The organism is Novipirellula artificiosorum (genome assembly GCF_007860135.1).
GTDB lineage: Bacteria > Planctomycetota > Planctomycetia > Pirellulales > Pirellulaceae > Novipirellula_A > Novipirellula_A artificiosorum.
This window is the reverse complement of sequence record NZ_SJPV01000001.1, coordinates 927,299-943,755: the sequence shown is the minus strand read 5'-3', so window position 1 is coordinate 943,755 and position 16,457 is coordinate 927,299. Positions and strand designations below refer to the sequence as shown.

Annotated in this window: 11 protein-coding genes; 7 read left to right on the top strand and 4 right to left on the bottom strand. The window is 54.4% G+C overall.

From position 1 onward, the window contains the following. Nucleotides 1–6 precede the first annotated feature (6 nt). The 4 genes from Poly41_RS03320 to xylA all read left to right on the top strand — a co-directional run bounded on the left by Poly41_RS03320 (nt 7) and on the right by xylA (nt 5,470). On the top strand, nt 7–501 hold the full coding sequence (locus tag Poly41_RS03320; RefSeq protein WP_146524470.1) for a hypothetical protein: 495 nt from the start codon (nt 7–9) through the stop codon (nt 499–501). Nucleotides 502–513: 12 nt separating this feature from the next. After that, a complete protein-coding gene (locus Poly41_RS03315; protein ID WP_231615435.1) occupies nt 514–2,691 on the top strand; it encodes a response regulator in 2,178 nt (725 codons plus the stop codon). A gap of 45 nt (nt 2,692–2,736) precedes the next feature. Further along, nucleotides 2,737–4,020 carry a protein kinase domain-containing protein gene (locus Poly41_RS03310; RefSeq protein ID WP_146524468.1) on the top strand — a complete coding sequence of 428 codons (1,284 nt, stop codon included), beginning with the start codon at nt 2,737–2,739 and terminating at the stop codon, nt 4,018–4,020. A gap of 133 nt (nt 4,021–4,153) precedes the next feature. Continuing rightward, nucleotides 4,154–5,470: a xylose isomerase gene (gene xylA / locus Poly41_RS03305; RefSeq protein WP_146524467.1), complete on the top strand. Its 1,317-nt coding sequence runs from the start codon at nt 4,154–4,156 to the stop codon at nt 5,468–5,470. Here the strand turns inward: xylA and Poly41_RS03300 are convergent, their stop codons facing one another. From Poly41_RS03300 to Poly41_RS03290, 3 genes are all read right to left on the bottom strand, one after another. Next, nucleotides 5,471–5,905: a hypothetical protein gene (locus tag Poly41_RS03300; RefSeq protein WP_197231035.1), complete on the bottom strand. Its 435-nt coding sequence runs from the start codon at nt 5,903–5,905 to the stop codon at nt 5,471–5,473. Nucleotides 5,906–5,908: 3 nt separating this feature from the next. Then, on the bottom strand, nt 5,909–8,050 hold the full coding sequence (locus tag Poly41_RS03295) for an alpha-amylase family protein (protein WP_146524465.1): 2,142 nt from the start codon (nt 8,048–8,050) through the stop codon (nt 5,909–5,911). A 415-nt stretch (nt 8,051–8,465) separates the two neighbouring features. Further along, nucleotides 8,466–8,894 (bottom strand): hypothetical protein, encoded by a 429-nt coding sequence (locus Poly41_RS03290; protein ID WP_146524464.1) that lies wholly within the window; start codon nt 8,892–8,894, stop codon nt 8,466–8,468. Between the two features lie 2,005 nt (nt 8,895–10,899). On the opposite strand from Poly41_RS03290, the gene eda reads away from it, so the two are divergent. The 3 genes from eda (at nt 10,900) to Poly41_RS03275 (ending at nt 15,686) form a co-directional block, all read left to right on the top strand. Next, nucleotides 10,900–11,535, top strand: coding sequence for a bifunctional 4-hydroxy-2-oxoglutarate aldolase/2-dehydro-3-deoxy-phosphogluconate aldolase (eda, locus tag Poly41_RS03285; RefSeq protein ID WP_146524463.1), 636 nt, complete (start codon nt 10,900–10,902; stop codon nt 11,533–11,535). A 302-nt stretch (nt 11,536–11,837) separates the two neighbouring features. Continuing rightward, nucleotides 11,838–13,256, top strand: a complete 1,419-nt coding sequence (locus Poly41_RS03280) for a LamG-like jellyroll fold domain-containing protein (RefSeq protein ID WP_146524462.1) — start codon at nt 11,838–11,840, stop codon at nt 13,254–13,256. A 48-nt stretch (nt 13,257–13,304) separates the two neighbouring features. Beyond that, nucleotides 13,305–15,686: a hypothetical protein gene (locus tag Poly41_RS03275; protein ID WP_146524461.1), complete on the top strand. Its 2,382-nt coding sequence runs from the start codon at nt 13,305–13,307 to the stop codon at nt 15,684–15,686. Between the two features lie 225 nt (nt 15,687–15,911). On the opposite strand, the gene Poly41_RS03265 is transcribed toward Poly41_RS03275, so the two are convergent. Next, a partial coding sequence (locus Poly41_RS03265; RefSeq protein WP_231615359.1) for a CoA transferase occupies nt 15,912–16,457 on the bottom strand: 546 nt, incomplete at its 5' end.

Here is a 16,457-nt window from a genome sequence, read left to right as displayed (position 1 = left end):
TCCATCGTGTCGAGCAGCAACGTTCGGAGCATCGATTCACTCGCCGCGTTTCACGCCGCATTGCTTCGGTTTTCATCCGACGCCGATCAGACGGTGCAAGAGATTCGCACCTTCGTTTTTCGTGCTCAGGAATACTTCTCGACGGTTCAACCTGGATATTGGCGACACCAAAGCCAATTGGCTGAGCGTGAATTAACCGAAGCGAAAGACAACCTCGCTCAAAAACGGGCGGCGATTCGCCCAGGAGATCGGCCCGCAGCGACCGAAGCCGTGGCACGCGTCAAAAAAGCGGAACTTCGGATGCGGTTCTGCGAGGAAAAGAGGCGTGTGCTGAAATCGGTGGCAGTCGAAGTCTCAAAGGCCTGCGATGATTTGCTTGGGCCACTTTCGGATGTGCGTGAACATTGCGAAACGATTCTTCCGCAAGCGGCTCGAGAGCTTGCGGTCATGATCCAGCAGCTGCGGCTGTATGCTGATCAAGCGAATCATAACGAGGAGTAGATCTCCGTGGAAATGCTCGCGATCCCAGTCCCGAAACTTGATGGCCTTCTGTTTTCGTTGATCGGTTTGGCTGTCGTGATCGGTGTCGCAGGGATCGCGATTTTGCGAACGACGATAGGCGAGCGAAAGCAGCTCGCTCGCGAATTGGACCTCGCTCGTCAAGCCGCCCATCAAGCGACGCAGGAAGCTCGACAGGCAGCGGAATCGAAAAGCCAATTTCTTGCAAACATGAGCCATGAAATTCGCACGCCGCTCAATGGCGTGATCGGAATGACCGAACTGCTGCTCCAGACGGCACTCACGGACGAGCAGCGCCAATACCAATCCTTGGTACTCTCGTCGGCGCAGACCCTGCTCGACCTGCTGAACGACATCCTTGACCTTTCCAAAATCGAAGCCGGGAAGTTGGATTTGGATCGAGTCCCGATTGCGCTCCGCGAGCTGCTGACTCAAACCATGCACCTGATGGGGCATCGTGCCGACGAGAAAGGGTTGGAGCTGATCCTGCGCATCGACGATCCCGTCCCCGATCACGTTTGGGGCGATCCGACACGCTTAAGGCAAGTGATCGTCAACTTGGTCGGCAATGCGCTGAAGTTCACGCAAATCGGCGAGGTTGAGCTTCGTGTCCAAGTTGACTCACGTGATCCGGCCCCGCCTTTCCAAACCGAGACCGCATCACAAGTCATCAAGCCGATTCGTTTCACCGTGAGTGACACCGGCATTGGAATCGCGACGGACCATCGAGTGAAGATCTTTGAATCCTTCAGCCAAGCCGATGCGTCCACCACGCGGCAGTACGGGGGGACGGGATTGGGGCTGACGATCTGCGCTTCGCTCGTTCAGATGATGGGAGGAGAGATGAGGGTCGATAGCGAGTTGGGAGTTGGCAGCCAGTTCCACTTCACGATCCCGCTCGAAGTGCATGATGCCAAGCATGCCGCTTCGCCTCCTTCCTCACCGATTTCGCTGCGAGGATTGCGTGGGCTCGTGGTGGACGACAACGCCACCAATCGAATGCTGTGCTGTGAAATGTTAAAGTCTTGGCAAGCGTCCGCGACCGACGCAAGCAGCGGGGAGGAGGCATTGGTAAAGATGCGTCAGGCCTGTGACACAAACAAACCGTATGACGTTGTCTTGCTTGACGGCATGATGCCACAGATGGACGGATTTGAGGTTGCACGCCAGATGACACAAGACGAACTCCTTCGTCGTATCCCTGTGGTCATGCTGTCGTCGATGGATGCAGGCGCGCGGCGAAGTGACCCTGCCTATGCGGTCATTCAGCATTTCCTGCTGAAACCGGTTGCCCGCCGAGATCTTCGCGACGTGCTCGAAAGCTTGGTGGGTGCTCCGCGACCTTCGCTTTCTCCGAGGATGCCTTTTGAAAGGGTCGATACCCCACGACAAATCCTGCTGGCCGAAGATGCAATCGTCAATCAGAAGGTGGCCGTTACCATGCTTAAAAAACGGGGACATCATGTCACGCTGGTCTGCAACGGACAGGAGGCTGTCGAACGGTTTCGAGACGGTGGTTTTGACGTGGTCTTGATGGACGTGCAGATGCCACTCATGGACGGGCTTGCGGCAACCGCAGCCATCCGCGACTTGGAACGCGAACAGAATCGCGACGCCCGGCACCGCACCCCCATCATTGCAATGACCGCCCATGCAATGAAAGGCGACAAGGAACGTTGTTTGGACGCGGGGATGGATGGGTACGTTGCAAAACCGTTTTGTCCCGAGGAGCTTTTTCGCGTGGTAGAACACCACGCTCGATCGGATCCAAACGCTTCCGATCGCGATCCCTCCATCACTAAAGAAACCGAGGGGCTCGTACCGGCAACCACTACGAATCACGATGTTTTCGATCCTGAGGCGATGTTGCGCAATACCGGTGGCGATGTCGCATTTGCAAAACAGTTGATTGAAATGTTTCAGACGGAATCGATCCTCCAGTTGCAGGAGATTCAATCGGCAGTCGAGCAGCGAGATGCAGCAGCGATCCAGTCCGCTGCACACACGTTGAAGGGATCCGTCGCCATTTTTGGTGCGGACCCCTGTATGGATGCGGTACGGAAGCTGGAGGGAATCAGTAAGCAAGGTGACTTAACCGAAATCGAACCCGCCTGGCATTCCGTGCAAAGCTTGACGGAGCAGCTACGAGAGGCACTCTGCGGTTTCCAATGATTTACAGCCGCCACGGTGAATCCCCAATTTCGGTACAATGACATCATGAAAATTCTGCTTGCCGAAGACAATCCGATGTGGTTGAAGGTTTTGGAAACCAACACCACTGCCTGGGGTTTCCAGCCAGTGCTGGCGACCGATGGGCAAGAGGCGATTGAAGAAATGGGAAGTCAGGACGCACCGCGGATCGCCGTGCTCGATTGGCAGATGCCAGAGACCGATGGTGTTGAGGTTTGTCGGCGGATTAAAGGGGATGCGGATCGACCTTACACCTACGTGGTGCTGTTAACGTGTCGTGATTCCAAGGAAGACATCGTCGCGGGCTTGGATGCGGGAGCGGACGACTACTTGACCAAACCCGTTGATTTGGACGTCTTGAAACTGCGGCTGAACGCAGCACGCCGGATCGTCGAGGCGATTCCTCCGAAGGGATGGTCGCGTCCGCGAGTCGATGGGTACGAGGTCAAACAGGTACTCGGCCGAGGCGCGTTTGCGACCGTCTGGGAAGCGGTGCACGTTGCCTCGGGGCTGCCCCGAGCCTTGAAGATTTTGCGAGTCGACCTCGCAACGGAGAAGGTGTTTGAGAGGTTTGCTCGAGAGATCGAGGTGATGAAGGAGCTTGATCATCCCTACCTCGCAAAAATCTACGATAGCCGCATCGACAACACCATCGGTTATTACTCGATGGATCTGATTCGCGGTGGAACGCTATACCAGTACATTCGCGAACACCAATCATCGGCCGTCGAGATCATCCGCATGGTCGCACAGGTCTGTGAAGGACTGCAGCACGCTCACGACCGCGGCATCGTTCATCGAGACATGAAGTTGTCCAACGTGATGGTCACCGAAGAGGGGGTGCCGAAGGTGGTCGATTTTGGTTTGGGCAAGTCGATGTTTGTCGCGCCGCAAGAGGATCCCAACCAAACGCTCGACGGGTCCGTGATCGGCACACCGCTGTTCATGTCCCCCGAACAAGCTCGAGGCGAGGTCCATCGGATTGACCAGCGCAGTGACATTTATTCAACCGCGATCATTTTGTACCTGCTGCTGCTCAAAAAACACCCTCATGACATCTCGCCTCAAGACCGCCAGCAGACGATTCATGCGATTGCATCCGGGCCGGTCTGTCCGCCGAGCGAGGTCAAACAGAATTTCAACCCCGAGCTAGAAAAGATCGTGCTGAAGGCCTTGCACCCGTCGCTCGAGCATCGGTACCAACGAGCCGACGCATTTGCCACGGATTTGTACGATTTTATTCAGCGCAGGACAAAACGGGGGGGGAAGCCGGCCAATGGCGAGAGCAGGGATTCCGGAAAACCGACCTAATCGTCAAGTTTTCTCGCTCTTTCTCAACGATTTCCTCGCTGCGCCGTCTTTTGAAACCCCACAAAATCTCTACCATAGGTGGTCTTAGATCTCCCCATATTCCTGCCACTTTCCTGCTAAGGCATCGACATCCATGACCGGATTCCCTGACATCAAGAAAATCAGCTACGAAGGCCCTCAATCGGACAACCCACTGGCGTTTCGTTGGTACAACCCCGATGAAGTCGTCGAAGGCCAGACGATGAAGGACTTGCTTCGTTTTACGGTGTGCTACTGGCACAGTTTTCGTGGCGCCGGCAGCGACCCGTTCGGTGGTGCGACGATGCAGCGGCCTTGGGACGACGGAAGCGAATCGGTTGATAACGCGTGCAAACGCGCCTCGGTGGCATTCGAGTTCTTTGAAAAACTTGGGGTTCCCTACTACGCGTTTCACGATCGCGACATCGCCCCCGAGGGCGCGACCCTTTCGGAATCCAACGCTAACTTAGATCAAGTCGCGGATGTGTTCGAAGCGGAGCAAAAGCGGACAGGCGTGAAATTGCTTTGGGGCACCGCGAACATGTTCAGCAACCCTCGCTTCATGCACGGTGCAGCGACCACCTGTAACGCCGACGTGTTTGCATACGCGGCAGCCCAAGTCAAAAAGGCGCTCGAAGTCACACACCGACTCGGTGGTGAGAACTACGTTTTTTGGGGGGGACGCGAAGGCTACCAAAACCTCTACAACACCGACATGAAACGAGAACTGGATCATTTGGCCAAGTTCTTCCACATGGCGGTCGATTATGCAAAGGAAATCGGCTTCAAGGGACAGTTCCTGATCGAGCCCAAGCCCAAGGAACCCACCAAGCATCAATACGATTCCGACGCAGCAGCTTGCATCAACTTTTTGCGTGCTTATGACTTGATGGACCACTTCAAGCTCAACATCGAAACGAACCACGCCACTTTGGCAGGTCATACGATGATGCATGAACTGGAATATGCTGGCATGCAAGACGCCTTGGGGTCAATCGACGCAAACACCGGCGACCTGCTGCTCGGATGGGACACCGACCAGTTCCCTACCGACTACTATTTAACCACTCAAATCATGTTAGTGATTTTGAAGTACGGGTTGGCTCCGGGCGGTGTGAATTTCGACGCAAAATTACGTCGCGAGAGTTTTGAACCGATCGATTTGTTCCACGCGCACATTGGTGGCATGGATACGTTCGCCAAGGGGTTGAAGATCGCCGCCTTGATCCGAGCAGACAAGGCTCTCGATCGCTTTGTCGCAGATCGTTACAGCAGCTTCGACTCAGGAATCGGCGAGAAAATCGAAAAGGGAACGGTCAACTTCAAGGACCTTGAAACCTACATGTTGGACAAGGGCGAAGCAGCCGCCAACAGCAGTGGTCGCCAGGAAATGCTTGAAAACGTGATCAACCGGTATCTCGACCGCGTCTAATCAACGGACTTTCAGGAATCCGGAAATCGCAACCACGATTGCGGCCAACAACACCATCAAACCGAGCCACTTGGCTCGGTTTTTTCGTATCCCCTCCAGCTTCGTGCTGCTGCCCACCAGCGCGGAGGCGAGAAAGAAAATTGCCAACGCGACCAGAATCTTGACTCCGATCAATCCATGATAGATCCCGTCACCCTCGTGCTTGGAAAACGCGCGGCAGTAGTTGTAGATGCCGCTCAGCAGAAACAACAAAATCCCAACATGAACAAATCGCTTCCAGCGGCCGATCACAAGCCTCGACAATCGCTGATGCTCTCCATCGTTGATCTGCTTGGCAGCGGGCATCAACACAAACAACATGAATGCCGAACCGCCGACCAAAGTGATCGCAGTTCCAACATGGACAATCCGTGATAAAACATCAAGCGTAAACATGATTTAGCAAAGCTCGATCATTTGGTGTCCCTGGACCTTCGGAACGACAAAGTGGTAGCGACCGTTTTCAAAACGGAGATCGATGACCGTTTCCTCTGGCACCAACCGCGCCTGCGTGATCGGCCGATCCGCACGGACCGAAACCGCCAGGTCAAACAAGGGCACGATGTCTTCGATTGTATCAAAATCGTTTCCGCGACGCTCTGGAACATAGTGCAACAGGTGAACAATTTGCCGACTCATCGCGGTTTGTTCGTTCAGGGTGCACGTCAACGCACTCGGCCCCTCGACCTCGATCGCCGCAGAGGGGAGCAGCATCTTCAGCGCATTGAGGAACATCACCTTGCACCATTTTGGTGCATTGGTTTGATACTGAGTGAAGAGCGGATGACTGAAATAGATACAATGGCCCTGCTTGACGACGGCTGCTCCGTCGGTGCTTCCGGAAGAGGGCGTTTGGCGATGTGAACTGAAATGATCACCTTGGCGGTCAAAGTAGCTCTTGGTGCACTCCGCCAACACGGTCGCGCCGCCGATTGCTTTCACGGGCAGCCCGCTGCGATACATCACGTGTTCGGTTTCCGGTAATCCCTTGCCAAGATCGCCGCTCAGAACCACATATTCCGCATACTGGTTACGGTCAAAACTGCGCCCACGAACCGCCCACCCGTTTTCTTCACGCGGTCCCTCGCCTGTCTTGGTGACCCCCAATGCATCGAGGGCAAAGAATTTCTTGTCGGGATCCAGTCCCGATTCGAACGTGGCAAGGATCGATCCTCCATCCGCCAAGAACTGTTGGAGCTTCTGCTTGAGTGAGTCATCGACCGTGATCACATCCGGCAAGATCATCACCTTGTAGCCGCTCCAATCGCTTTGTGAATCGACCATGTTGAACAAATGGCGTCCTTCCTGCAGCATTCGCACGACGCCCATCGCGGGTGGTGGCGTCCGCCCCTCTACAAACGCTTCAGGCGTCAACACACCAATGTCTGTGATCGGCTTGACCTTCGAACACCACGGTTCTTTTTTTTCCACTCGCTCGTAAACCGATCCGATCAAGTCGTATGTGACAGGGTCAATTTGGCCATTGGGGTGCAATTGGTCGCCGACGCAGCATTTCGCTCCAAGGGAAAGCATCGTAAAGCACTCAAACTCCAATGCAGCTTGATTCTTGAAGGAATGGAAATCGCCCCAAGAGGTATGGAACTTTCCGGTCATCCCGAGGTAGTCCTTACCAAGCGTGCGAACGAAACGGGCCGTCAACGGCAAGTGCAGGTATCCCCAGCTGCCGCTCGGAAGCGATTCCATTTCCAAATGGCTGTACGTATCAAGAAACGGACGGATGTCGGGACCAATGTGCCCCGCATTGTAAAACACCGTCGCCTTTTCGCTCTTGGAGCGAATGTGCTGAGTCATTTGTTGCTTAAAGTCCTTCATCATTTCAGCAGCAAACTTCATCCGGTCCTGTTGGCTCCCCACGTCGAATCCCTTGTCGGTCATCTCTTTCTTGCACGACTCACAAGAACAATCAAGTGTCTTGACGATGTCGGGCCAGAGCCCATCGACCGGAGTGGTGTCGAACAAATCGGTCACCATCTCCATCAAGAAATCTCGATACGGCGTGTTCACGCAAAGGTTCTGGTAAAAACCGGTCCCTTCCACCGGCATTCCCGAAACCGATCCATCGGCATTTCGGGCCAGCCACTCAGGATGATTTCGCGTCGTGTAGTAATCCCATTGAACGGTGAAATAGATCGGCACACGGATGCCGCGCAGGTGACACGCTTCGATCTGCTCGTTGAGGATCGGGCGGCTCAGATGAGGGTGTTTTCGTTCTTGGAAGGCCTTCGTATCCCAATAGATGAATCCGTGATGGCAGCGGCCGAAGCAGTTGATGGAGTTGACATGAGCCTTGACAAGCGTGTCGGCAAATTGGTCGGCATCAAACTGGTTGCCCACCCCTTCGATGAACCGGCTGGTATGGAAATCGAGGTGAACTTGACGGAACGGTTGCTCAAACGCCTCGGCTGCCCAATCGGATTGGGCAGCGGCCGATGAGGAAAGCAGCGAGCCGTGCAGCGCCGCGGTACCGCCAATGGCAAGGCCTGCTTTGATGAACTCACGACGGTCGGGCTCAGATGGCATCGGAAACGCTCCTGGGGAACTTTTTTGTTGGAATGGTACGTACACGGATGTGGGTGGGGGAGTCGTGTCTCAACAAACTCACGGCACATTCTACTCCGTTTGCAAAGACGCTGCACCAATCGAACGTCATGTCCATTGACGCACTCTCGTTTTCAAGTCGTGTTGATTGCTGCACCCAATTCCTGTGGATGTTTACATGCGTGTGATAAACCACCTCGATCAAAAAGCTGGTTGCGGACAAAGACAAGTTGGTCACCGAGGCCCAACAGAAAATCGAGTCGTTGGAGAAAGAACAACAGCAGTTAAGGAAAGAAGCCGAAGCCGCTACTGAAGGTTCCGCCAACGGCGAGGGTGAATAAGCATTACCCGGCTGGGGGTATTCTTTTCGAACGGAGCGACCAGTCGGGAAGTTCATCTACGATGAGTGGTCGCCGTGGGACTCCGCGCTAATGTTTCTCTGCAACCACAGCACCACAAGTCCGATGGCAATCGTTGGTGGGCCTTCGCTGAGGGTCCAGCTCGTCGGCATTCCAGCGATCAGATCAATCCCGAGCAACACACAGCCCATCGCGATGACGATGATCGCCATCAGCTTCACCAAGGAGCGGTATCGTCGTATGTCCGATGAGATGAACAGCGTGATCGTCGAAACGATGGCATAAAAGGCGGACAGGGAACGAGCCAGATAGCTGACGATGGGAACATCCGGCAACACACCGAGTCCCATGAATTCATGGATGGCGTTCATCCAAGAGTACGGAAAAAAAATGGCGGGGATCGCGAACAGACCGCAGCCGGCGATGAGACGCATCGTGATCACGATGGCACGTTCAGATCGGTTCACTTTCCGTCTCCTGATTCTTTGGCGAGCGCCGGGAACAACTCTGCGAACTTCAATTCATCGGTCTCAGCTCTCGAAGCTCCTCATCGATGCAGCACAACGGTAGTGGACGGCAACGGGGGGGCTTGCAGGCATGCATGCCGAAATTTGCGTCAGAAATCGCAGAGAGAAGCGGATGGGGTGGGATTCTCATCTCACAGCCAAAAAATCTCGTTTTTTCTAGCAAATATCGACATTTGCGACCCAAGGCCATTTCCAAATTGCAGCAGGAATTGCCGCAAAATTGCCCCGGCCTGTTTCGTCTAGATCCTGATTCTAATCGTGCCCGAATGAGCTTACCAGGGTTCACCCTCCGCTCCACTGACCGGTTCCTTTGAATGACCAATCAATCATTTCAAGGAACCGCCATGACACTCCCAACAATACCTTCCATCGCTCGTCAAAATTAGGCTGGTTCGTTGGGGTCGGACTAATGTGGTTTGCCAGGTTTCCCCATACTCTTCTGCAATCTCAGTGATGGTCATTCCCTTCGGCAAACGGATCAGGCGGCATCCTAGGTCGTGCCATTCCTTCTGTGCCGGTTCGTCAGTGGCCTCTCCATGCCATTCAATCTTGCATTCGGGAAGGGCTTTTTGAAGTTTGGCAACGCCTTGGGCTGTGATCCGAAGATTGCTCAGCGTCTCTCCCAGATGATCCACCGATCATTGGGTGGTCCATAGCGAGTGGTGGTAAGGTATGTACTCTCGCTCGCCTTGCCGTTTCGGACGCTTCCGCGGCCGAAACGTGTACGAGAGCTGGTGAACAGTGAAAATTCCTCTGGCGTTCAACTTGTCGATCTCCGTCGCACTGATGCTCTCGAGTCTGCTCAGGTGATCGACACTTGTTGCCTCGGACTCGCAACCGTCATGGTAGGGGCAGACACGACAATGCGAGTTCAGAAGCTGACGAGGTCGTGAAATCTCGGATGAATAGCGTTTCCGTTCGGAGATAATGTCCTCAGCCTGCTGGAAAAACGGCTTCAGGAGAACTCTCTTTAGTGTACAAGCCGTTCCGACGATAACATGTCCCACCGTTGGTTCGTTTCCCTGGACGCGGCCCAGTACTTTCGCAGCAAAAGCAAGAAGTAGTTTTTGGGAGGACGAAGTTGCGGCGTCTTCGTGGAAAACGATTGGCGTGTAATAGAAATCGCCGAGTGACGATGGACCATCTACGCGCTGGAGCGCGGCAACTCGACAAGAATAGCGAGGACTAGCTAGCACGGTGTTGAGAATGAGGGGCGATCCTCGTCTGAGATCCGAAACGGTGGTGCGGCATTTTCTCGAGTGTGTTTGTGGCGAGACTGCGCGAAGGATCGCTGCTTCGACACGCGGTATGAGTTTCTTGTGGAGTCTTGACCGCAGTGTTTCAAAATGCCGCTGTGTGCCCACCTGCCGTTGTAGCGTAAGAAACGCTCTATACGGGCAGTCCAGGTAGGCCGAAAACGCGGAATCGTTGATTGTCATGTTCATTGGCCAAGATCCTTGCGAGTAAAGTAGCGGTTGCCACATTCGGAAGTCGCTCGACGAATGGGCTGTTTGGACGAACGCGGCTAACCGACAAAGTGAATCTGAACTTTTATGGTGATCAGCGTGACGAGAGAGAGCAAATAGGTCGGCGATCGCGTCACTGCCCAACAATTGGCCGTTCGCGCGAGTACCGGCCACCCATCCGAGCGTGCCGCCCCAATTACGCGTGCTGTTAACGTACGGTCGACGCATTTCCTTCCCAGACTCCACCAAGCGTCGGTGCCGCAGATCCTGCTGGATTGTATTCCAGTTTTAGGGCGACTCAGTCGACCTACAGCTGCTTCGCTCGGTCACTCGCGACTGACAGCGGGCAGCGAATCCCCAGCGGAGAATCAAGCATGTGGGGCGACTATCACGCGAGGGAAGCTGTATTGCTTGTTGACCGGCTTGCAAATGACCAACCTTACTTGAAGTTTTACATCTGAATTTGGCGTCCTTTCATCATGAATCACTCGGAAATTGCACTCGCCACGCAAGCCACCATTCAAAGGCTCAGAATTCTTCCTGTCATCGCGATTGAGCGTGTCGATGATGTTTCGCCGCTTGCCGACGCACTCGATAGGGGCGGTCTCCCGATCGCCGAGATCACCCTTCGTACCGATGCGGGACTCGAAGCAATCGCAAAATTATCGACGCGCAATGAGTTCGTCGTCGGTGCAGGAACCATTCACAGTGTCGAGCAAGCGAAAATGGTCGCCGATGCCGGCGCTAAGTTTGTGGTCTCTCCCGGATTCAATCCAAGAACCGTTCAGTGGTGCTTGGACCATCAGATGCCGATCTACCCGGGAGTCTCTTTCCCGACCGACCTGGAAACGGCACTGGAATTCGGGCTTGAAGTCGTAAAGTTTTTTCCCGCAGAACAGCTCGGCGGCGTCAAGATGATCCAGGCATTGCAAGGGCCCTATGGCAACATCCGCTTTATCCCGACGGGTGGGATCAGCGCGGCAAATTTAAAAACCTACTTGGACCTTCCCTCGGTGATTGCTTGCGGAGCCGTTGGATGTCCCGATCGTGGACTTACCGCGGCCAGTCAACTGAAGCCGGGCGACATCGATTGCCTGCCGGAATTGGCGGTCTGAGACAGAACAAAGCGTACGGCGATCGCCTATAGTACAGACGGGCAACTTAATGGAGGCGGAAATTGAGTCTGGTAACTCCGACTGGGACGATGGAGCCGTCTTCGAGGCGCTCGATCGGTGCCTCACCAGATTGGGAGATCGCGCTCGTGAGTTACTGAGGTTGCGGTACGAAGAGGGAATGGACTTGGTGGAAATTCGATCTGTACTCGGCGGAAAACACTCGGCCATCACGATGAAATTGCATCGTCTGCGCGAACAGTTGCGAACCTGCATCGAAAGTCAATTGGGAAAGGAGGCAAGCCATGGATAAATTGCGGCGCGATCAGTTTCTCGCCGATTGGCTGGAAGGCAGTTTTGCGGGGGACGGGCCTTCGGAGCCGGAGTGCGCTGAGTTTCTGAGTGACTTGAAAAACGATCCCGAGTTCCGGAGGTCAGCCTCCCGGGGATTGCTTGTGCGACGCTTTTTGGGCCAGAAGCAGATACCGTCCGGCGGATTCACTGAGGAGGTCCTTGAATCACTTCGCGCCGATTCATCCGAGACTTTTACCAGCGCTGTGATCTCCAACTTGCAAGTGGCGCGACGAAAGCAACGGCGTCTTGTTTGGGGCAGCGTGGGATTGGCGACAGCCGCCATGTTGGCTTTCTCGATGTTCTCGGTTTTCGATTCCAGCATTCGCAACCGCAACAACCAACGCCCCGGGATTCGCGTCATCGCGGCCGAAGGTGTAGGGACACTCGATACAGAAGCACTCCAGCAAGGCAAGCCGGTTCAGTTGCGCCGCGGTATTCTAGAAATCGTTTTGGACGACAAGGCGCGCGTTGTGATCGAAGCGCCCGCGTCGTTCACCGTCGTTTCGCGGCTTCATGTTCGCTTGGATGAAGGACGCTGCTTTGCAGAATTGAAGAAGGGAATGTCCGGTTTGCGGATTGAAACGCCTTCGCGAGATGTGTTTGATCTTGGGACGAAATTCGCAGTCGAAGTTTCATCCTCCAAAGACATGGAGGTTCATGTCTTTGACGGCACTGTCGAGGTTTCCGATGGCACCGACATAACACGACTAACCGAAGGTCAGGGCCTTGCCGTTGGGGAATCCGGAGTCCTTTCTCGTTTGTCCGCGGACTCGTCGCGATTCGTTCCGCGGGTCCCTCGATCAGAGCTAAAAAAACAGCCGCTGATTTATTGGTCGTTCGATGAAGGGACAGGGGACACGGTGAAAGCTACGGGGCGTGATCCGAATCTTGAGCTTGCGACGGGCACCCTGATGTCCGCGGCTGGGGACGGGGGCAAACCAACGTGGATTTCCGGAGTTGTGGGGCAAGCCCTTGCTTTCGATGGAAAAAGCGGTTGGGTCAACACGCGTCATCCTGGTATTTCCGGAGATCAAGACCGAACCATTGCCTGTTGGGTCAAACTGCCCGACGAAAGTCATACGACGGTTTCAACCATGATTGGGTGGGGCATGGGGAAAAGAAATCGGGGCCTAGAAAAAGCGTGTTTTCTTGAGTCGGCACAGTCTCGACCTGAGCATCCAGGACACTACAGTCGCTTGCGATTGGTCGCAGGCAATCGGACGATGGGGACAACCAATCTGCGAGACGGAAGATGGCATCACGTCGCTGCGGTTGCGATGGCCGGGGAGGATGCTCCAACGATCTTGCTCTACGTTGACGGCCAACTTGAGCAAGCAGCCCAAGCCCAATGTTATCTTCGTATTCGCTGATGACTTGGGCTATAGAGAAATTCAGGCACTCAATCCAGGGAAATGAATATGAAAATGACGAAACACACGATCTCAACTTCATCTCCGCTGTTGCTGTTGTTGGCTATGGCAGTTTCCGCACTGGGAGCCGAAGTCATCCCCTTGCGTCCCAATGATGTGACGACGATGGTCGCCGGGCGGGCCACTCGCAATCTAGGAAGCTCAGGCAAGGCGACAAGGTTTACGTCGTCGTCAGACACTGTCACTTGGACCGTAGGTGCACCGCAGGCGGACGACTATGCCGTCAGCGTGATTTATATGGATCCACCGAAGCAGATGGTTGAAGTTCGTTGCGGGTCGTCGACTGTCACGGCTCCTGCTCTGGTTCGGACGTGGCCGGAGAAGCCGTTGTTCATGCGGCAGGAACTGCCGGGAGTGCTGCACCTGAGAAAGGGAGAGAATCAAATCCAGTTCCGACTGCCGGAGCTTGAGTCAGACAAACCGGCTGAGGGATTTGTCCTCTGGTCCATCGAACTGGGCACGCCCGCCGCCCGCTTAGCGCAACTTGAACGGGCGAAAGAGATTCGCGGTGACGCCTCGTGGATGATCGCAGGGAAATACGGACTTTTTGTGCATTGGTCGTCGGCGGGCTATGCCTTGAACGGAAATCAACCGCGCAGCAAATGGCACGAAAAAGCGGTCAATCTGTTCGACGTGAAGGTGTTTGCCGATGCTGTGGAGCGAACGGGGGCGGCGTGGGTGGTCTTCACCGCAATCCACGCTGGGACGGATTGGGCGGGACCCAACGAGGCTTTGGAAAAGATTCGACCGGGAAGCACCACGAAACGCGATCTCATCGGCGAAATCATTACGGAGCTGGAGCAGCGTGGCATTCGCACCCTTCTCTATATGAACGCCGAATTTGCCAGGAAACCAGATCCGGCGAAATCAGGGATCATCGCGGTCGGTGACACGACTCAATATGGCGACGACGTCGAAGCCGTTCTGCGCGATGCCAGTCTGCGCTACGGGAAGAAGCTCGCTGGTGTCGGTTACATTGATGGCGGGATGAAGAAAATCTACCCGCTCGACCCGCCGTGGGAACGATGGGCGCGCGCCATCAAGGCTGGCAACCCTGATGCGGTCGTGGGAATCAGTTCCAACCGTGGCCCAACGGTCAGCCCGTTTAGTGAACTCGCCGTGACCGACGGAGGTCGCCAACTCTCGCAACCCGAACCGACGGCCATTGGCCCCGGTCGGCAGTTAGGCGATGTGACACCCGCGTGGTGGTGTGCAATGGACAGTTGGATTGTCGAAGGGCCGATGAACGGGAAAATCGGCAAGGGCCCCAGGTTTACTGCGAAGGACTATGTGAGTTATTTCAAACAAATGGAGACGGCAAAAATTCCAGTGACGATCAACCTGGCCATCACCGCCGACGTTGTCGCTGACCACCCGATTTTTAATCCGGACTGCATGGCGATCATGGAAGACGTTCGCAAAGCCATTCGAGGAAAATTGGCTTACTCCAATACCCGTACCATTAAGTCGTTTGTCGTTGAGGAGAGAATGCAAGGCGAAGCGGGCGTTGAGCAAATAGTTCTTGAAGTCGATATTCCCCAAGATGAAAATTACGAAGTTCAATTTAAGATGATTGAGGGCAAGGGAACCATCACATCTCATGGTAATTGGGCGGTCTTTACAGATGCTGGCCCTGGGCAATACGTCTTTGAAGCGATCGTAACTGATGCGCAAGGTGCCATTGCGAACGCCTCTGCTTCATATCAAATTGTGGATGTCGATGCATCAAAGATGTATTTCGATAAGGCCACTTGGATAGAGGCTACTGGTAAAAAGACGTATGATTTTGTAGCGAGAGATCCCTCGTTACCTGATGTCCTCATAATCGGAGATTCGATTTCAGTTGGCTACACGAACGCTGTCCGGAGAAATCTACAGGGCATTGCAAATGTATACAGAATTCCAGAAAACGGGGGTGATACTCTGAAGGCGTTAAACAGAATGCATAAGTGGCTGGCCGGGCATTCATGGGATGTCATTTCGTTTAACAGCGGTTTGCACGATCTTAAATACACTCTCGATGGAAAAATAGACAACAGTGGCACGCAGGTAAGGTCTGTAACAGAATACAAAGCGAATCTAAAGAAGGAAATCGAACTCTTGGTGAAATCAGGTGCCAAACTGTTGTGGACCAATACAACCATCATTCCCAAAGGTGCAAAAGGAAGAGTTCCAGGTGATGAAATAATCTTCAATCACGGTGCGCTGGAGGTGCTTCAAGACTATCCAGCGATTGCGGTAAACGATCTCTATACAGAATCAAAAAACAATCCCGAACGTCAACAGCCGGCCAATGTACACTTCACTCCCGAGGGGTACGAAACTTTGGGTAGTAAAACTGCATCCAATATTGAAAGTCTGCTCAATTGAATCTAGTTGGACCTTGCTCTGCACCCTGCGAGCTCACCTCTTTTGAAGATAATCCGTGCGAGCATACGCCTGCCATACTTTTGCAAACTCCTCGTCCATCAGCCAATTCGCGGTTGCCCTGTCGCCCTTGACCTCAGCGTAGGGAGCGATCTCCAAGAGTTGCCGACCACCAGATTCGAGGTTGTATGTGGATACGCGGGAAGGAATCGGCGTTCGGGCTGTCCATCATCGACGACGACGATGTTGGGCTCGGCGATGTGTTTGCACAGCGACTCGACCAAGCGGTGGCAGGAACAGGTGTTGGCCACCGAGGTAAGCCAGTCCCCAGTCGGCTGGCAGCTCGTCGGCGTATTGTTGCAATCGTTCCGCGAAGTCTTCGACGAAACCGGTGTCGTCTTCAAAGACCACGTACGAGTCGATTCCTTCGATCGCTTCGGCTCGGGCCATCATGTCATGTCCGGCGCGTCCGCGATCCGCATACGGTCCTGTATCGCCCCATCCGCTTGATGTCGCATAGATGAGAGCTGGGTTGATCGCCTTCAACTCGTCGTAGCCAAAGCCAAGCTTGTCCATGACTCCTTTGCGAAAGTTTTGGACAAGGATATCTGCCTTCTCGACCAATTTGAGGATTAAGGCTTTGCCCTGGGCGTAACCGGCGGTCCGCCGGTTCGTTCGAGCGGCAGATGGGATTGATGTAAACAAAAAGCGGCCAACCTGCCATGATTCGGGTATCTCACTATCCGTTTCACAAAGGCAAGGAGGCCGCCACGA